Annotated in this window: 11 protein-coding genes and 1 tRNA gene; 7 read left to right on the top strand and 5 right to left on the bottom strand. The window is 62.0% G+C overall.

Features of this window, described 5'->3' with window-relative positions; genetic code table 11:
- Positions 1 to 137 precede the first annotated feature (137 nt).
- Both HMPREF2785_RS04365 and HMPREF2785_RS04360 read left to right on the top strand, forming a co-directional pair.
- Positions 138 to 6,452 carry a G5 domain-containing protein gene (locus HMPREF2785_RS04365; protein ID WP_083308846.1) on the top strand — a complete coding sequence of 2,105 codons (6,315 nt, stop codon included), beginning with the start codon at positions 138 to 140 and terminating at the stop codon, positions 6,450 to 6,452.
- A gap of 170 nt (positions 6,453 to 6,622) precedes the next feature.
- Positions 6,623 to 9,841, top strand: a complete 3,219-nt coding sequence (locus tag HMPREF2785_RS04360) for an alkaline phosphatase (RefSeq protein ID WP_070614338.1) — start codon at positions 6,623 to 6,625, stop codon at positions 9,839 to 9,841.
- A gap of 6 nt (positions 9,842 to 9,847) precedes the next feature.
- Here HMPREF2785_RS04360 and HMPREF2785_RS04355 read toward each other — a convergent pair whose 3' ends face one another.
- The 3 genes from HMPREF2785_RS04355 to HMPREF2785_RS04340 form a co-directional block, all read right to left on the bottom strand.
- Positions 9,848 to 10,582, bottom strand: coding sequence for a hypothetical protein (locus HMPREF2785_RS04355; protein WP_070614337.1), 735 nt, complete (start codon positions 10,580 to 10,582; stop codon positions 9,848 to 9,850).
- A gap of 821 nt (positions 10,583 to 11,403) precedes the next feature.
- A tRNA-Pro gene (locus HMPREF2785_RS04350) sits at positions 11,404 to 11,480 on the bottom strand.
- A 411-nt stretch (positions 11,481 to 11,891) separates the two neighbouring features.
- Positions 11,892 to 12,776: a metallophosphoesterase gene (locus tag HMPREF2785_RS04340; protein WP_371440483.1), complete on the bottom strand. Its 885-nt coding sequence runs from the start codon at positions 12,774 to 12,776 to the stop codon at positions 11,892 to 11,894.
- Positions 12,777 to 12,809: 33 nt separating this feature from the next.
- On the opposite strand from HMPREF2785_RS04340, the gene HMPREF2785_RS04335 reads away from it, so the two are divergent.
- Positions 12,810 to 13,259, top strand: coding sequence for a GatB/YqeY domain-containing protein (locus HMPREF2785_RS04335; RefSeq protein WP_070614334.1), 450 nt, complete (start codon positions 12,810 to 12,812; stop codon positions 13,257 to 13,259).
- Between the two features lie 9 nt (positions 13,260 to 13,268).
- Here HMPREF2785_RS04335 and HMPREF2785_RS04330 read toward each other — a convergent pair whose 3' ends face one another.
- Positions 13,269 to 15,671 carry a transglycosylase domain-containing protein gene (locus tag HMPREF2785_RS04330; RefSeq protein WP_070421553.1) on the bottom strand — a complete coding sequence of 801 codons (2,403 nt, stop codon included), beginning with the start codon at positions 15,669 to 15,671 and terminating at the stop codon, positions 13,269 to 13,271.
- 182 nt (positions 15,672 to 15,853) lie between these two features.
- Here HMPREF2785_RS04330 and HMPREF2785_RS04325 point away from each other — a divergent pair, with 182 nt between their 5' ends.
- The 4 genes from HMPREF2785_RS04325 to HMPREF2785_RS04315 are packed head-to-tail and all read left to right on the top strand — an operon-like array spanning position 15,854 to position 17,696.
- Complete coding sequence (locus HMPREF2785_RS04325) at positions 15,854 to 16,213, top strand: WhiB family transcriptional regulator (RefSeq protein ID WP_070453009.1); 360 nt, start codon at positions 15,854 to 15,856, stop codon at positions 16,211 to 16,213.
- 14 nt (positions 16,214 to 16,227) lie between these two features.
- A complete protein-coding gene (locus HMPREF2785_RS11800; RefSeq protein WP_092101229.1) occupies positions 16,228 to 16,383 on the top strand; it encodes a Sp36 family protein in 156 nt (51 codons plus the stop codon).
- Complete coding sequence (locus tag HMPREF2785_RS04320; RefSeq protein WP_070483019.1) at positions 16,384 to 16,845, top strand: RidA family protein; 462 nt, start codon at positions 16,384 to 16,386, stop codon at positions 16,843 to 16,845. It begins immediately after the preceding gene.
- A gap of 41 nt (positions 16,846 to 16,886) precedes the next feature.
- Positions 16,887 to 17,696 (top strand): MBL fold metallo-hydrolase, encoded by an 810-nt coding sequence (locus HMPREF2785_RS04315; RefSeq protein ID WP_070453003.1) that lies wholly within the window; start codon positions 16,887 to 16,889, stop codon positions 17,694 to 17,696.
- Positions 17,697 to 17,726: 30 nt separating this feature from the next.
- On the opposite strand, the gene glxR is transcribed toward HMPREF2785_RS04315, so the two are convergent.
- On the bottom strand, positions 17,727 to 18,410 hold the full coding sequence (gene glxR / locus HMPREF2785_RS04310; RefSeq protein ID WP_070421549.1) for a CRP-like cAMP-activated global transcriptional regulator GlxR: 684 nt from the start codon (positions 18,408 to 18,410) through the stop codon (positions 17,727 to 17,729).
- Positions 18,411 to 18,599 lie beyond the last annotated feature (189 nt).

Genomic DNA, 18,599 nt, shown 5'->3' with positions numbered 1-18,599 from the left:
ATGCGTCCAGTACGCCTCTAAAATGTGATGTCATCTATTGCTTAGCTGTTCCAGCTAGGCAAAGGTCACAATTTGAATACCTGATAACGAGGTTGCTTTCGCAGCCAACGTTCAGTGTCTCGACAGAGGAGTATCACATGGCCGAATCATCTCGGCGTCTACGCAAATCAACCTCAACGGGCATCGCAGCCTCGTCCGTGATCGCACTCGCCCTCGGCGGCCTGAGCGTCGTCGCACCTGGCCCACTTGCACCGGAGGCTGCAGCTGCCACCCTCAGCGGCGGCATCCGCGACAAGTCCGGCGCGGTAGAGAAGGATGACCAGAAGGCCTCCGACCTGCCGGCCGGTTCGTGTGTGGTCGAAAGTGTCGAGCCGGATGGCAGCCAGGCTGGTTTTACCTGGAACACCCTGGAGCCAGGTGGCGAAAGCCCCGATAAGAAGCTCTGGGGTCTGAGCATGTCCTTCGATAACTCGAAGGACCGCACGTTCGCTGATTGGAGCTTTACCAATTCAGGCCTTATGGGCGGGTACCTCGATGCGGCTCAAATTCCCGCCATGGATGCGGGTCTGACCCTCGTCGACAAGGTAGTCACACACAAAGCCGACGAAACCCTCGTGATTGATGGCTCTGGGCGACAGCGAAACCTCAACCTTGTCGCGAAACTGACCGATGCGAAAGTCAAGCAGTTCGCTGAGGCCACTGCCGCGAACCCGGTACGTTACGCCTGGCAGGGTGACTATAAGCAGGAAAACCCTAAAGGACCAAGGGCAACCCAGGGAGGCAGCGTGCTCTTCACGGCCGTCGTAAACCCGTGGCCGAGCGAGAACATTGAATGTAACCCGATCACGGTGTCGTGGGATACTCCCGATGTATCCGAGAACCACGTGATTGTCCCTGGAGAAGTATCCAAGGTCGGTAAGATCAACGTTCCTGCTGTGACCGGCGGTGGCACGGATGACTCCATGTCCCGCATGGTCGTGGAAGCCTACGACGGCAACGGCAAGTTCATCGGCACCACGGACCCGGCAGCATCCGGCGGCGAGCAGCTCCTGCGTATCGACAGCAAGACCGGCGATATCTACTTCACCTGGCCCGAGTACCGCGGTACCGACCTGGCAACTGACAAGAACGTGAACTTCTCCGTTCTGGCGAAGCCGCGTAACGTGGACCAGCTCCAGGCCGCTGGTGAGAACAACAATGAGTTTGGCACCACTCAAGTCTTCGACAGCTCCAACTCGCTGACACGCTACAACAAGGCGAACGTCATTGATTCCAAGGCCTTCTCCCTGGACGACACCGAGTACCACTCACCGAAGTACGACAAGACCGACGCGTCGATCATCTCCGGCGTCGATAGTGCGACCGGCCCGCTGGCTACCGAGCCGCAGAAGGTCACCTTCACCCAGGTCCCAGACTTGATCAAGGACCTGGAGAAGAAGAAGGCTGACGGCGGTTTCGAGGCCAAGGTCTCGCTGGACGAGAAGTACGTCTACGACGGCTGGACCGTCGAGATGGACGAAAACTACAACGTCACCGTCACCGCTCCGGAAGAACCGAAGCCAGGCAGCTTCGCGCGCCCTGTGGTCACGGTGGAGTATTCCAACGGTTCCACTGACAAGCTGGAACTCCTCGTCGTGGTAGACCCGAACAACACCCAGGTCACGGACCTCGTGCGCCCGAGCCTTTCCAAGGGCAAAATCGGTGAGGATCTCACCGCTCAGGTGGGCACCAAGTCCATCATGAAGGGCCACAAGCCAGTCCACCCAGCTAAGTTCGAAATCGACGAGTCCACTGTTCCTGCTGGCTGGACCGTCACCGTTGATGCGACCGGCAAGGTCACTGCGAAGGCGGATGACTCTGTTGCACCGGGCACGATCATTACTCCGAAGGTCAAGGCAACCTACCCGGACCAGACCACGGATGAGATCGAGACTCAGTTCCAGGCGATCGTGGACATCAAGATCCCGACCTACGACACTGTGACTGGCCAACCGAACGCGAGTGTCAGCCTCACTCCAGAGATCCCGGAACGCGGCCTGAGTGGTAATACGACCGATGAGGCCCCGACGCGCTACACCTTCGAGGATGGCACGAATCAGACCACCCTCACCAGTAAGGATGGCAAGACCTGGACCGTCTACGTTGATGAAAAGACTGGCGAGATCACGACCACGATTCCGAAGGGTGCGCAGGAAGGCGACATCCTGAACGTTCCGGTCCAGGCTCACTACAGCGATGAAGGCAAGCAGAAGCCTCAGACTGTTGTTGGCACTGTCGTCGTTATCAAGGATGACATCAAGGCGAACTACAACGTCCAGGTCACTGCTCCAGGGCAGGAAGTGAAGCACCAGGTTGCGGACACGCCGGACGGCTCCACGTTCTCCTTCGGAAACAAGAATGGCAAGCCGGTTCTTTCTCAGGACGTCAACGGCTGGAAGTACACCATTGACCCGAAGACCGGTGAAGTTTCCTCCACCCCGCCGGCGGGTGCTAAACCAGGTGACAAGAACACCGTCACGGTGACCGTTAACGCGCCGGGTGGTTTGACCACCCAGGCCCCGGTCACCACTGTGGTGAAGCTGACCAACAATTGGGAGTCTGAGCCGGTTGTTCCGTCGCAGACGGTCTACCCGGGTGGTACGGCGACCTCGCCGATTGGCGTCGAGAAGCCTGCAGAGATCAACCTTCATCCGGACAAGCCGTTCACCATTGATCCGAATGGCAAGGGCCTTGAGGCAACGGGTGAGAACAACGAGTTCGGCAACCCGACCTACAAGGTGAAGACGGCTAACGGCGACTGGATCGTCGGCCTGGATGACAAGGGCAACGTCATCTCCACCGCGCCGGAGACCGCGAAGCCGGGCGACAAGATCGACGTTCCGGTCATCGTGACTTACGAGGACGGCTCGAAGGACAACACCACCGCGACGGTCAACGTCATCGACGTTCCGAAGCGCGAGGTTCCGTTCCAGGTCGATTACAAGTACGACGACACTGTCCCTGCCGGTACCTACAAGGTTGAGACCAAGGGTGAGCCGGGCAAGGAAAAGATGAACCTGGACGGCACTTGGGAACGCACCCAGGAGCCGAAGAACGAGGTCGTTGTCATCGGCACCAAGCCTGCCGAGAGTGCCAAGGACGTGACCTGGAAGTTCCCGATTCCGTACCCGACTGAGGTTCGCGAGAATCCGGAGCTCAAGCCTGGCGAGATGAAGACCGTCCAGGAAGGCGAGAACGGCGAGAAGACTTACACCGCTAAGTTCACCGCCAAGGGGTCCGAGGCACAGGTTGCTGAGGAAGAGACCACCAAGGAAGCCAAGCCGCGCATCATCGAGTACGGCCCGGGCATTGCTCCGAGCGAGCTCGTGACCACTGTGAAGAAGCCAGTGCCGTTTGATACCGAAGTCGTATTCGACGACACGCTCGCTGCGGGTGAGCAAAAGGTGGATCAGGAAGGCAAGCTCGGCGAGGACACCGTGACCTCCACGCAGAAGCTTGTCGACGGCAAACCTTCGGGTGACCCGGTCGTGAAGACTGAGCGCACCGCGGAGCCGACGAAGCAGATCATTCGCGTCGGTACCAAGACCACCGGTGAAACCAAGAAGACCGTCGAGTCTGAGGTCCCGTTTGGTGTGAAGATCGAGTACGACCCGAACATGCCTGCTGGCAAGTCCGAGGTTGTCACCGAAGGCAAGCCGGGTAAGAAGACCACCACGGTGACCCAGAAGGTCACCAACTCCCAGCCGGATGGCGAGGCCACCGTTGAGGAGAAGATCACCGAGCAGCCTGTCGATCAGGTGATCAAGGTCGGCACCAAGCCGTCCGAGACCTCTGAGAAGGTCGAGTGGAAGGCGCCAGTTCCGTTCGAGGTTGAAACCCGTCCGAACAAGGATCTGAAGCCGGGCGAGATCAAGATCGTCCAGAAGGGCGAGCCGGGCGAGAAGACCTACACGGCCAACTTCACCTCCAAGGGCGACGACTCTTCGGTCACCCCTACGGAGAAGCAGACCAAGGATCCGGTCAACGAGATCATCGAATACGGTCCGACCGCTCCTGACCAGACGCTGACGTCGAAGACGACCCGCGAGGTCAACTTCGAGACCGAGTTCATCGTGGACAACACGGTGCCGGTCGGCCAGACCAAGGTCGAGCAGGAAGGCGAGAAGGGCGAGGAACTGATCACCTCGACCCAGAAGATCAAGGACGGCAAGCCAGACGGCGAGCCGAGCATCACCGTCGAGCAGACCAAGGCGCCGAAGAAGAAGATTGTCCGTGTCGGTTCCATGACCGATGGCACGTACGAGCTGGAAGAGAAGCTGCCGATTCCGTTCGACACCGTGATCGAGTACGACCCGGAGATCCCTGCCGGCGAGTACAAGGTTGTCACCGAGGGCAAGCCTGGTGAGAAGATCACCAAGATCACCCAGAAGATCGTGAACAGCAAGGTCGTCGAGGCAACGCGTGGCAGCGAAACCACCACCACCGAGCCGGTCACCAAGGTGATCAAGGTCGGCACCAAGCAGGCAACTGCTACCGACAAGGTGGAGTGGAAGGAGCCCATCCCGTACCCGACGGAACTGCGTCCGAACTCGGAGCTCGCTCCGGGTGAGGTTCGGGTTGTTCAGGAAGGCAAGGACGGCGAAGCCACCTACACCGCAACCTTCACAGGTACCAGCGGTGAAGCCACCAAGACCGAGGTCACCGATCGCACCGAGCCGACTCCGCGAATCGTCGAGTTCGGCCCGGGCCTTGAGGACGACAGCGTGGTCTCTTCCACGACCCGTTCCGTTGAGTTCGGCACTGACGTCATCGAGGACCCGAACCTCGAAGAGGGCAAGCAAGTCATCGAGCAGGGCGAGTTCGGCGAAGAGGTCGTGACGTCGACGCAGAAGCTTGTCGACGGCAAACCGTCCGGCGACCCAGTCGTCGAGACGAAGCGCACGAAGGAACCGAAGAATGCGGTCATCCGCATCGGCACCAAGAAGCCTGCGAATCCGACGCCGCCGACCGATGAGCCGGACCAGCCGACTCCGCCGACCGACGAACCGACCCCACCGGTCGAGCCGAAGGAAGTCGAGCTTCCGTACACTACGAAGATCATCTACGACGAGACGCTCGAGCCTGGTCAGGAAATCGTGGACCAGGAAGGTGCGAACGGCAAGGTCGAGGTGACCGTCGAGAATGGTCAGCCTTCGGTGAAGGTCGTGAAGGAGCCAGTCGAGAAGATCATCCGTGTTGGCACCAAGCCGCCGGCTGGTCAGGAGTGGAAGGAACGGATCCCGTTTGAGGTGAAGGTCAAGCTTGACCCCACCATCCCGGCGGGTGAGCACAAGGTTGAACAGGAAGGTAAGCCCGGCCTGGTTCAGCACAACTCTGACGGCACCGAAGAGACGCTCGTTGAGAAGCAGGATCACGTCATCCTCATCGGCACCAGGCCGGCCGACCCGACTGACCCGGAGAACCCGGATCAGCCGACGCCGGAAGGTGAGCTCGATATCAACGTCCGCTACACCACCAGGATCGTTTACGACCCGAACCTGAAGCCAGGCGAGGAAGTCGAAGACGTTGCTGGTAAGGACGGCCGCTACACCATCAAGGTTGTCGACGGCAAGCCTGTCGCCGAGATGGTGGAGAAGCCAGTCGAGCGCGTAGTCCGCGTTGGCACCAAGCCGCCGGCGGGCACCAGCTGGACTGAGGAGATCGCCTACGACTACGAGGTCATCGAGGACTCCGAACTTGAAGCTGGCAAGCACGAGGTTGTGCAGCCGGGTAAGCCTGGCGAGCGCATCCACCGTGAAGACGGCAGCGTCGTCGAGGTTCCTGCGCAGAAGCTGATCATCAAGGTCGGCACGAAGAAGCCGGCTGATCCGAGCGAGCCGACTGATCCGAGCGAGCCGACTGACCCGTCGACGCCTGCCGATCCGAAGGACCCGCAAGGCTCTTCCGATAAGGCGAAGCGCTGCGTGGCCAACGCGTTTGCGAAGAACAGCCCGATTCTGTGGCTGCTGCCGATCGGCGTCCTCGCCGGCATTGGCTACGGCGTGAACGAGGCGTTCGGTCCGCAGATCCAGCAGGCGTCTGCTGAGTTGAACGCTCGCTTCCAGGAGTCCATGCCGAAGCACGACTGGGGCCACGGGAACCGCGGCCGCCAGTGGGAGCAGCCTGAGTGGGCTCGCGAACTGCAGATGAAGGCAGACGCCATCAACCGCCAGTTCGCAGGCTACGGCGAGCAGCTCCAGCCGCTGGGCATTGCGCTCGGTGTCATTGCTGCAGCCAGCCTCACCGGTGTGCTGATTGCACAGGCCTGCCGCGAAGAGGGCTTCGACAACGGCATGACGGTGCTGGGCTCCTCGGAGCGTGTGACGTCCTCGGGCGAGACGGGCTCGTCGTCAAGCAAGGGCTCATCGGAGAACGCAGGTTCGTCGGAGAACGCAGGCTCCTCCAGTAAGTAGTCTGAACGCGTAAGCGAAGGGCGGTACCAGGTTGGGTGCCGCCCTTTTCGCATCTGCCGTTACCTAAAATTCACCTGAGTGTTCCTTATTAGAAATTTGCTGTGTTTAGCGTGTGCAGCGGTTCAAAAACCGTTTCATATTCTTCGGCTTCTCGTTATAAGGAACCCAACATGCGTTTCTCGTTAAAAGCAGCTACCGCGGTAGTCAGCGCTTCTGCGTTGGCTATTGCGAACCTGCCTACCTCCCTCGCACAGTCGGCGGAGCAGTCCTTCAACGGCAAGGACACCTGCATTTCCATCGATTCCAACGGCAACATCGTCGCCCCGCAGCCGGGTGACTGCACACAGTTCGGCAAGGGCGGCCAGGGCAACACCGACGCCCAGGCACGCAACGTCATCTTCATCCTGGGCGACGGCATGGGCCACCAGGAGATCACTGCTGCTCGTAACTACCTCAAGGGCGCTAACGGCCGCTTCGAGGGCCTCGACGAGCTGACCGCGGCAGGTGCTTACACGACCTTCGCCGTGGGCAAGGACGGCAAGCGTCAGTACGTCACCGACTCCGCCGCGTCCGCAACGGGCTGGTCCACCGGTACGAAGACCTACAACGGCGCGTTGTCCGTTGACATCACCGGCAAGCCGCACGAGAACCTGCTGGAGATGGCGAAGAACGCCGGTATGCGCACCGGTAACGTTTCCACCGCCGAGATCCAGGATGCGACCCCGGGCGCGATGCACTCGCACATCTCCAAGCGCGGCTACTACGCGCCGTCCGGCGACGCGAAGCCGGTCAAGGGTGCTGAAGCTCGCGAAAACGGCGGTCTCGGCTCCATCTCCGAGCAGATCATCGACACCCGCGCCGACGTCACCCTGGGCGGTGGCCGCAAGTACTTCGACGCCGAGGTTCAGCAGGGTGGCGAGAACCGCAACCCGTTCCTGACCGACAAGAACGACGGCGGCGTCGACTGGGAGGCCGGCAAGTCCGTCCGCGAAAACGCGATTGCCAAGGGCTACCAGGTTGTCGACGACAAGCAGGGCCTCGAGGGCATCACCGTCGCGAACCAGGACCAGCCGGTGCTCGGCCTGTTCCACGACAAGAACATGACCCGCAAGTTCGAGCAGACCGTGCCGGTAAAGTCCGATGGCACCACCGAGCCGGAGGTCTGCAAGGAAGCTGATCGCGGCGACGAGCCGTCCGCAGCGGAGATGACCAAGAAGGCCATCGAGCTTCTCGACGACCCGTCGGCGGACAAGGGCTTCTTCCTCCAGGTCGAGTCCGCCTCCATCGATAAGGCGGACCACGCAGCCGACGCCTGCGGCATGATCGGAGAGACCCAGCAAATCGACGAGGTTATTAAGGAAGCCCTCGACTTTGCCAAGGCTGACGGTGAGACCATGATCGTTGTCACCGCCGACCACGCGCACACCGCGGAAATCATCCCGGACGGCCGCCCGTCAGTGTCCGCCGTAACTCGCCTGAAGACGCCGAAGGACGGCACCACCATGTCCATCGGCTTCGGCACCCAGCCGTGGCTGGATGAGAACGGCAACCCGGTCTTTGACAAGAAGGAAAACGGCGACTCGTTCGACACCCCGAACTTCTCCATGATGCACACCGGCACCCAGGTGCGCATCGCAGGCTTCGGCCCGGGCTCCGAGAACGTCAACGGTCAGCTCGATCAGACTGACGCCTTCTACGCTATGGCGAACGCGCTCGGACTCAACGGCGGCACCGAGGGTGGCCAGAAGCCGTGGAAGATCAACAAGGACAACAAGGTCATCTCGCTGGCCAACCGCTCCAAGGCGAAGCCGGGCGACCAGCTCTGCTACCTCGTCTCCGCAGGCGAGGCACCGAAGGTCGGCGACTGTGCACAGTTCGGCACTGAGGGCCAGGGTATCGACAACTCCAAGGCGAAGAATGTCGTGCTCCTCATCGGCGACGGCACCGGCGACTCAGAAATCACCGCTGCCCGTAACTACCTCAAGGGCTCTGCAGGCCGCTTCGAGGGTCTCGACGACCTGGACTACACCGGCTACCTGACTACGTTCTCCCTGGACAAGGAGACCGGCCTGCCGAACTACGTCGGTGATTCCGCTGCAACCGGCACTGCATGGAACTCCGGCGTGAAGACCTACAACGGCGCAGTCGGCGTGGACAACGCCGGCAAGCCGGTTGCCACCCTCGGCGAGATCGCAAAAGCCAAGGGCCTGAAGATCGGTAACGTCACCACCGCCGAGATCCAGGACGCCACCCCGGCAGCCTTCGCTGCACACGCAATCAAGCGTTCGTACTACGCACCGTCCGGCGACAAGAAGGTCGCAGAGGGCGAGCAGCTGCGTGAAAACGGCGGTCTTGGCTCCATCTCCGAGCAGATCGTTGACCTGCGTGCAGACGTCACCCTCGGTGGCGGCCGCAGCTACTTCAACACCGAGGTCGTCCAGGGCGGCCAGTGGGGCGAGAACGGTAACACCTGGACCGCAGGTAAGACTGTCCTGGAAAACGCGAAGGACAATGGCTACCAGGTTGTCACTAACGCCTCCGAGCTCGACGCGATCGCAGAGGCAAACGCCGACAAGCCGGTCCTCGGTCTGTTCTCCGAGGGCAACATGCCGCGCGCGCTGAACCAGTCCATTCCGACCACCGACGGTGGTGACCTCGAGCCGGCCACCTGCGTTGCTAACCCGGAGTTCACCGCTGAGACTCCGCGTCTGGCAGCCATGACCTCCAAGGCGCTGGAGCTGCTGCAGAACGACAAGGGCTTCGTGCTCCAGGTCGAGTCCGCCTCGCCGGACAAGGCCGACCACCAGGCTGACGCCTGTGGCCTGATCGGCGAGGTCGGCCAGCTTGACGAGGCCGTCCAGGCTGTTCAGGATTGGGTGGAGAAGACCGGTGAGGAGACCCTGATCGTCGCCACCGCCGACCACGCTCACACCGCACAGATCACCTACGAGAACCAGAACACCGCTGGTCGCGTCACTCAGCTGACCACGGTTGAAGGCTCCACCATGGCCGTCAACTTCGCCACATCCAAGACCAACGAAGACGAGGATGCGCTCGGCGGCCAGCAGCACACCGGTGCGCAGCTGCGTGTCGCAGCCTCCGGCCCGGGTGCCGCGAACCTCACCGGCCAGATCGACCAGACCGACCTCTTCTTTGCCAGCCTGAACGCGCTGGGCATCGATCCGGTCAACCACAATCTGACCTTTGAGAACAAGATGCAGCCGGTGGAGGAGACCACCGCGGGCGACTCCGCCGCCGGCTCCTCCGTCGACTCCCCGGCGCTCATCGCCACCCTGGCCATCGCAGGTCTCGCTGGCCTGATCTCCCTGATCGCCCTGCTGGCACCGTTCGCTGTGGACGGCGCCCTCGGCCCGATCGCGAAGTTCTAGCCAGAACTACATGCCCAACATCGGCAGTTTGATGCCGAAGTGGGGCAGTGCGAAGAACAGGCCTGCGATGACCAGCAGCGCCGCAATCACCCCACCGACAATGGCCGGCACGTTCACGTCTGTGTCCATCTTGGCGGTGGGGTATTTCACATCCGCCTGCATGCCCTTGGCGCAGGTTTCGGCGGCGGTGGCGTTGGCGTCGTCGATAAGCATGCGCTTCGCAGCGACCTTGCCGGACGGCGTTTCCGCCCACGCCTTGTACACGTCGCCATCCTTCGCGGTCAGCGGCGTCTCCACGCGCTTCGTGTCCGGGCCAACGCGCCACGAATCCGTGTCAATCGCCTCCAGCGTGCGATTCACCGTCGGCTCCGACTCCTTCATCGTCTTCTGCGCATCCGCATACTTTGCGACGAGACCCTCCGGCAACACCTTGCCAAACTCCGCCTTCTCACCCTTGAGCGCCTTCTCGTTCTCCGCGACAACGCCGGGGTAGACCTGCTCGATCGCCGCGATGAGGTCGCGGGCCTGCTCATAGTCACCGATCGCCTTGAAGTCATCGAACCACGACTGGATGAAACGCTTCTCGGCCGGCGCGAGCTTCACGGCGCACACGCCGTCCTTGTCCTTTGCTGCGACGGTAGCGGCGTTGGCCGGGGTGGCTGCGCCGGTCGCGGCGACAGCGCCGAGTGCGAGCGTTGCTGCGGTTGCGTACGCGGCGATACGGGTGGTGGTGCTGGTCATGGTTTTCCTCCTCGGAGTGTGAGTGTGTGTACGGGCTGTACCACCTCAGTGTCCAGGAAGACGTGTTGCGACAGCGTTAACGCGCGATGGTGGGGGCGTTGCCGGGTAGGATCCTGGGCGAAAACACCGTGTCAGAAGCAATGTGATGAACCAGGGGTGAATGGAAATTTCACAAATGCAGTTAGCCGCTTTGCTAGGCAATGGAGTTTCTCCATTGGAACCATCACCGGTCGATTACGTTTTTATGTTGCTCACGTTGGTGGCTGTGGTGCTATTAGTTGCCAGCGCGATTGTATTTTTCAGGCAACCTAACAGACGATCTAACAGAGGATGGTCGGATGTCTGGATCGTGCTCTTTCTAGTGTTCATACCCGTGGTAGGACCGTTGGTGTATCTGCGGCATGTGCGGTCTAGCAAAAAGAGCGACAAAAAATCGTAGATGTGTGAGGCAAGGCCCAGCTTTGGGTTAAGCCGTGGGGGCGTGGCCTGGGCAAAATAAAGAGTGGCCCCCGCATCCCACTGAAGGGATGAAAGGCCACTCAAGTTTGAAGCGCGCAACCACTTGCGCTTTCCGGGACTGCGAACTTAATCCCAGCCGGCTCGAGAGGTGGTGGGTTTTAGCCCAAATCCCTCGAGAACCCCAGTATAGAACTGACATCAGTTAAATCAAGCATTTTCTGACCCAATCGTCACAATATAGAAACCGTGAGACTGGCGAAGATGGAGGATACGGGCACTCGATCAGGGAGCGAAAAAATCTTCGTGGCGCTGCCGACACGGACTATCGAATGCGAAAACCCGCCTCGGAAGGCGGGTTGTGTTGGTCGGGATAACAGGATTTGAACCTGCGACCTCTTCGTCCCGAACGAAGCGCGCTACCAAGCTGCGCCATATCCCGGTGGTATCTCGGACTGTTGTCCGCGGTACTCGAAACACAATACCCCTGGGGTTCGGTTTGGCCAAAACGGCAGGTTGTGTGCGTTTTGTTGCCGGTGTGGGGGCGTGGCGGTGGCGCGGTGGCGGTGTGGCGGCGGCGTGGCGGTGGCGCGGTGCGGCTTGGATCCAGCGCCACAAAAGACGATATCGGGATTTGCGTCCTCGTTTTTGCAAAAGCCCAGGTCGCGTTCCGGGAAAATCGCCAAATCCCGATATCGTCTTTTAGGCAGTTCGCGCGACCTGCGGCGGAGCAGGCAGAGCAGACGGAGCAGACGGAGCAGACGGAGCAGGCAAAGCAGCGGAGCGGCAGACGAACGGACGGGCCGACCAGCCCGCAACCGACCACCCCGTAACCGACCACCCCGCAACCGGTCTACCCGCGCTCGACGACCCGGATCAGCGACGCGGACGGCGGGCAGAACAGGCGCACGGGTGCGTACTTGGACTGGCCGAGCCCGTTGGATACCTCCATCCACATGCGGCCGTAGCGGTGCAGGCCGGAGGCGCGTTCGCGGTCGATGTCGGCGTTGGTGACCAGGGCGCGTCCGCCGGGCAGGCAGATCTGGCCGCCGTGGGTGTGGCCGGCCAGTGCAAGTTGGTAGCCGTCGGCTTCGAAGGCGTCGAGTACGCGCCGGTAGGGGGCGTGGAGGAGGCCGATGGCCAGGTCGGCGTCGGGGTTCGGCGAGCCGGCGATGGATGGGTAGTCGTCGAGGTCGTGGTGCGGGTCGTCGACACCCGCCAGCGCAAGGCGTACGCCGGAGGCTTTGAACTCCAGGCGGTTATGGGTGGCGTCGTGCCAGCCGCGCTCCATGAACGCGGCGCGCATGCCTTCCCACGGCAGGTCCACGTACGACGGTTCGCGTTTGGCGCCGGTGAGGTACTTCAGCGGGTTGACGGGGCGCGGCGCCCAGTAGTCGTTGGTGCCGAACACAAACGCGCCGGGGCGGTTGAGCAGCGGGCCGAGGGCGTCGAGGACCCAGGGCACGCCACCAAGGTCCGACAGGTTGTCGCCGGTGTTGATCACCAGGTCCGGGTCGAGCGCGTCCAGGCCGGAGACGAACTCCACCTTTTCCTTCTGTCCGGGGATCATGTGCAAGTCGGATACGTGCAGCACCCGAAACTCCCCGCGCCCCTGCAACACGCCTGGTTCCAGCAGTGGCAGGGTGTATTCGCGCAGTTGGAAGTTGTTGCGTTCGGTGAACCCCCAGGCGAGTGCGGAGGTTCCGGCGGCGAGGGTGGCTGCGGCGGCTTTCTTCAACGTCTTCACTCGCACCACTGTAATCTCGCAGGCATGAGTGCATTGAAAGACCAGATCCGCGCAGACCTCAAGGAAGCCATGAAGGCGAAGGAGAAGGAGCGCACCGGCACGATCCGTATGCTGCTGGCGGCGATCCAGACCGCTGAGACCGAGGGCACGAAGCACGAGGTCGATGATCAGGAGATTCAGAAGATCATCGCGCGTGAGATTAAGAAGCGCCGCGAGTCCGCCGAGATCTACCAGACCAACGGCCGCGACGATCTCGCCGAAACCGAGCTCGCCGAGGCGAACATCCTCGAGGCGTACCAGCCAAAGCAGTTGACGGACGATGAGCTCGCAGTGCTTATCGACGACACCGTGGCCGAAACCGGCGCCACCTCCATGGCGCAGATGGGGCAGGTCATGAAGGCCGCCACCGCCAAGGCCGCCGGCCGTGCTGATGGCAAGCGCATCTCCGAGGCTGTCAAGGCCCGCCTGAGCTAGCCAGCCGCGTTAGTTGTTGCCGAAGGCGTTGGCGATGGCGTCGCGGGCGTCGTTAAGCGATTGCTCGATGCCGCTGAAGTCCGGCGCCGGTGGGGCAGCGGGGCTCGGGGGAGCAGACGGGGACGGGGATGGGCTCGGCGCGGTGCTGGAGGGGGCCGAGCCGTCCGAGACGTTCAGGGTGATGGTGGAGCCGCGCGCGAGCGACTCGTCCGCCGGGGTGATGGACACAACCTGGCCGGCCGGGGCACCGCCGCCCGGCACCGTCTTCAACACGACCTTGTAGCCCTGGGCCTCCAGCTGGGATTTCGCGGCGGAGGAGTATTGGCCAACCACGGAGTCCACGGCCGCGCGGCGCGCACCGGTCTGGTACTTCGCGCTCGCTGCCGGAAGGCCTGAGGCCGCACCGGGCACACCAGCGGCGGCCTGGAACCAGGTGTTGGCTGCCTCGTTGCCGCCGAACAGGTTGCCCACGCCGCACTGGCGGACCGGGGCGGTGCACAGCGGGGTGGTTTGGGTGCCGTCGTTGAAGATGTACGGCGCCGCAGACATGCCCAGCGTGAAGCCGAGGAACGCGGAGGACTGGTGCGACTCGGTCGTACCGGTCTTTGCGGCGGTGGGTGCGCTCCAATGGTTGCGTTTTGCGGCGTCGGCGCCGGTGCCGTCGACAATGTCGTGCGACATGCCGGCAGCCAAAGCGGCGGCGATCTCCGGGTCGATGGCTTGCTCGCAGGCGGGCCGGTCGATGAAGACCTCACGGCCGTTTTTATCGGTCACGCTCGCGATCGGGTTCGGCTCGCACCAGCGCCCGTTGGACGCCAAGGTGGCGCCCACGTTGGACAGTTCCAGCGCGTTGACGGCTAAGGGGCCGAGGGTGAACGAGCCCATGTTTTCTTCCTTGGCGGCCTGGGCGATGGAGCGGCCGTCCCCAAACGAGTTGTCGTCCTTGTAGGAGCGCAGGCCCAGGCGCACCGCCAGATCCACGACCGGGGCAACGCCGACGGTCTGAATCAGCTCAATGAACGTGGTGTTCGGCGATTGTGCAAGCGCGTCCTGCAAGCTCATCTTCGGTGCATAGACGCCGGCATTTTCTACACAATATGCACCCGGCGGACAGTTCGCGGCGCCGCCTGCGCCCATGCCGTACACCACGGAACGCGCCGGTGTGTTCAGCATGGAGTTCAGCCCGTAGCCCTGCTCAAGCGCGGCGGCTGCGGTGAAGATCTTGAATACGGAGCCTGCGCCGTTGCCCACCAGCGACACAGGCTGCGGCAGGATCGTCTGGCTTTGGTCCAGGTCCAGGCCATAGAAGCGGGAAGACACCATCGCCTTGATGTTGCGCGAGTCCGCGCCGGGCTCCACAATGTCCAACACCTGCGCCACGCCTGCGGTGTGCGGGCTGACGTTGTTGCGCACCGCGTTGAGCGCGACCTGCTGAATGTTCGGGTCGAGTGTGGTCTTGATGGTGTAGGACCCGTTTTTGATGGTGTCCAGGTCCAGGCCTTTTTCTGCCAGGTAGCGCAGGGCGTAATCGCACATGAAGCCGTTGTCGCCGGCGGTGATGCAGCCTTCCGGCAGTGTTTTCGGCTTGTCCAGAATGCCTAACGGTGCGCCCGCCCAGCGGTCGGCCTCGGACTGCTCGATGTAGCCCTGAGCGGCCATGTTGTTGAGCACTACGTTGCGACGACGCACCGCCCCTTCCGGGTTCGTATACGGGTTCAGCGCCTCCACCGACTGCAGCAGACCCACCAGCATCGCAGCCTGTGCCGGGTTGAGCTTGGCGGCGCTGGTGTCAAAGTAGGTCCGGGCGGCGGCCTCGATGCCAAAGGAGTGCTGACCAAACGACACCAGGTTCAGATACCGGGTAAGGATCTCGTCCTTCTCCAGCGTCTTGTCTAGATCGGATGCCATGCGCATTTCGCGCAGTTTGCGGGGAATGGACTGTTCGGTGGCGGCGAGCGCTTCCTCTTCGTTTTCCGCGTCGATGAGCCAGAGGTAGTTCTTCACATACTGCTGGTTCACCGTGGACGCGCCCTGCTCCACACCGCCGGCCAGCACGTTGGTCACCAGCGCGCGGGCAAAGCCCTGCATATCCACGCCCTCGTGGACGTAGAAGCGGCGGTCCTCCGTAGAAACCAGCGCGTCCTTGGCGTACTGCGAGATCTGCTCGCTGGGCACCTCGTAGCGGCGCTGTTTGAAGATCCACGCCATGGGTTTGCCGTTGACGTCCGTAATCGTGGTCACGCCCGGCACGTCGCCGTGGGTGAGGTCGGAGAGATTGGACTGCATGGTCTCGTCGGTACGCGCAATTGCGGCACCCCCAAGACCTGCGATCGGCGCCAGGCATAACGCCATGACGAGCGCTGATGCGACGACGGCGACCAGCAGGTTTCCTAAGCTTTTCAGGGCAGACACGCCAACACCTTAATTCAATCTGTGGCGTGGGGGAATACCATGCTCCCCCCAAAAATGTGATGCATTCGACATGGAATTTCCTGTGTGATTCCATTTACATGGGATCGCTAATATGCGGTCGATTGTATAAAAGGAGTCCGCTCCGCTTCCGGATAGGGATAGGACGTCTAAGGAGACGCACGATGACCACGAGTTTGAAAAAGGCACCGGCAACTAACCTGCGACCGACCACCTCCAAGAAGTGCGACTCCACGGGAACACTGGTCTTCGACCGTGGCGAGTGGGTCACCCAGGCCCAGTGCCGCGGCGGCGACCCGGACGCACTCTTCGTCCGCGGTGCCGAGCAGCGCAAGGCAGCAGCCATCTGCCGCGCCTGCCCGGTGATGACTGAGTGCCGCGCAGACGCACTGGATAACAGGGTGGAATTCGGCGTATGGGGAGGCCTGACCGAGCGTCAGCGCCGCGCAGTACTGCGTAAGAACCCGCACGTGAAGGACTGGGCAACCCACCTGTCCAGCGGCGGCGAAATTATTGGCCTCTAGGTAGGGTGAATCCCATGAAGAAATGGGAATACGCAACCGTTCCGCTGTTGTCGCACGCCACCAAGCAGATTCTGGATTCTTGGGGTGAGGACGGCTGGGAACTCGTCGCAGTCACCCCGGGTCCGAACCCGGACAATGTTGTCGCCTACATGAAACGAGAGGTTGAGTAAATGGCACAGTGGTCTGAGCGCCTGAAAGAACTGGGCATTGAACTTCCGACCGTGGCCGCACCCGTGGCCGCATACGTCCCAGCAACACGCACCGGCAACCAGGTGTGGACGTCCGGCCAGCTGCCATTTGTGGACGGCAAGTTGCCGGCCACCGGCAAGGTTGGCGCCGAGGTATCCCAGGAGGATGCATACGGCTACGCCCGCCAGGCTGCGCTGAACGCGCTGGCTGCAGTGGACGCACACGTGGGTATCGACAACGTTGCCCGCGTGGTCAAGATCGTGGGCTTCGTGGCCTCCGATCCGGCATTCACGGGTCAGCCCGCCGTGATCAACGGTGCATCCGAACTGGTGCAGGAAATCTTCGGCGAAGCCGGTGCACACGCACGTTCCGCAGTCGGTGTTGCTGTTCTTCCGATGGACACCCCGGTTGAGGTCGAGATTGTCGTGGAGCTCGAAGGCTAGTTTGCCCATCGGCGCAGCCGTGACGGGGTAGGGTGGGAGCCATGAAACATCCCGCATACAGCCAGCTGCGCCCTGTGACCCCCAACGCCGCGGTGGTCCTGGTGCCGAACCCCAGCTACGCGGCGCTCGAGGGCACGAACTCTTGGGTGATCCGAGGTGAGGGCGACGAGGCGAGCATCGTCGTCGACCCGGGCCCGGCCGATGAGGGTCACCTCAACGTGCTGCAGGCAAAGGCCGACAAGGTCGCCTTGATTCTGTTGACTCACCGTCACCACGATCACGCAGATGGCGCGGAACGGTTCCGCCAGCTCACTGGCGCACCGATCCGCGCCCTTGATCCGTCTCATACCTCCGGCGCTGAGCCGCTCACCGACGGCGAAGTGATCTCCGTTGAGGGGGTTACCCCGCGCGTGAAGGTCGTCGCTACGCCGGGCCACACCAGTGACTCTGTGTGCTTCTTCGTCTACCCGGGCGAAGACACCGACGGTAAGCCGGAAGGCATCATTACCGGCGACACCATTGCGGGTCGCCACACCACCATGATCTCTGAGACCGACGGTGATCTGGGTGCCTACCTGGACACCCTGGAGATGCTCGAGGAAAAGGGCAAGGGTGTCATGCTGCTTCCGGGCCACGGTCCGGAAGGTGAGGACCTGTCTGCGTACGCCCGCAAGTACATCGATCGCCGTAACCAGCGCCTGGATCAGATCCGTCAGGCACTGAAGGAGCATGGCGATAACGCGGACATCAATACGCTGGTCGATGCGATTTACGACGATGTCGACCCGGTCCTGCGCGGTGCCGCAGAACAGTCGACTCGTGTGGCGCTGCGTTACCTCAACGCCAAGTAGCGGATTTTCGACCCGCCGCGGGCGCCTCCGTTAGCGCGCGCGGCGAGCGAGGTGCTCAGTGTTAACAATGAGCACGCTTTTACCCTCCAGGCGGATCCAGCCGCGGTGAGCGAACGTGGCCAATGCCTTGTTCACCGTCTCACGCGACGCACCCACAAGCTGGGCGATCTCTTCCTGGGTGAGATCATGGTTGACGCGGAGTGCGCCACCCTCATGTACACCGAAGCGGTTTGCCAGCTGGAGCAAGGTCTTGGCTACGCGGCCAGGCACGTCGGTGAAGATCAGGTCTGCCAGCGACGCGTTCGTGCGGCGTAGGCGGCGGGCCAGCACGCGCAGCAGCTGCTGGGAGATCTCCGGGTGGTTGTCGATCCACTCGCGCAGCATAGTGGAGTCCATGGTGGCGCAGGTGACGTCCGTGACGCAGACTGCGGAGGAGGTACGCGGGCCCGGGTCGAAGATGGAGAGCTCGCCGAACATGTCGGACGGGCCCATCACGGACAGCAAGTTCTCGCGACCGTCCGGCGCATGGCGGGCAAGTTTAATTTTGCCTTCGACGATGATGTAGAGGCGATCGCCGGGCTCGCCTTCGTCGAAAATCGTGGTGCCCTTCGGGAAATCCACGGTGTCCATATCGTTGATCAGCGCGGCGACCGCGTCAGGGTCGACGCCCTGAAAGATGCCGGCGCGGGCAAGAGTGTCTTGAACGCCTTCCATGAGTCCTCCTCAGACTGTCGCTCACGCATTTTGCGTGGGATTGGTCACGAACGGTGCCATTAGCGGTGACCGTCACACAAATTGGAACTCTACCAGCTCAACTAATCAGTGCGATAGTCTTTCCGCGACTGGGAACTGTGTTAGTCGATGACCGCTGCTTCCACACGCTCCATGCAAAGCGGAAATACC

The organism is Corynebacterium sp. HMSC067D03 (assembly GCF_001811185.1).
GTDB lineage: Bacteria > Actinomycetota > Actinomycetes > Mycobacteriales > Mycobacteriaceae > Corynebacterium > Corynebacterium coyleae.
Note: the sequence above shows the minus strand (reverse complement) of the source record. Positions and strands in the feature narration are given on the sequence as shown.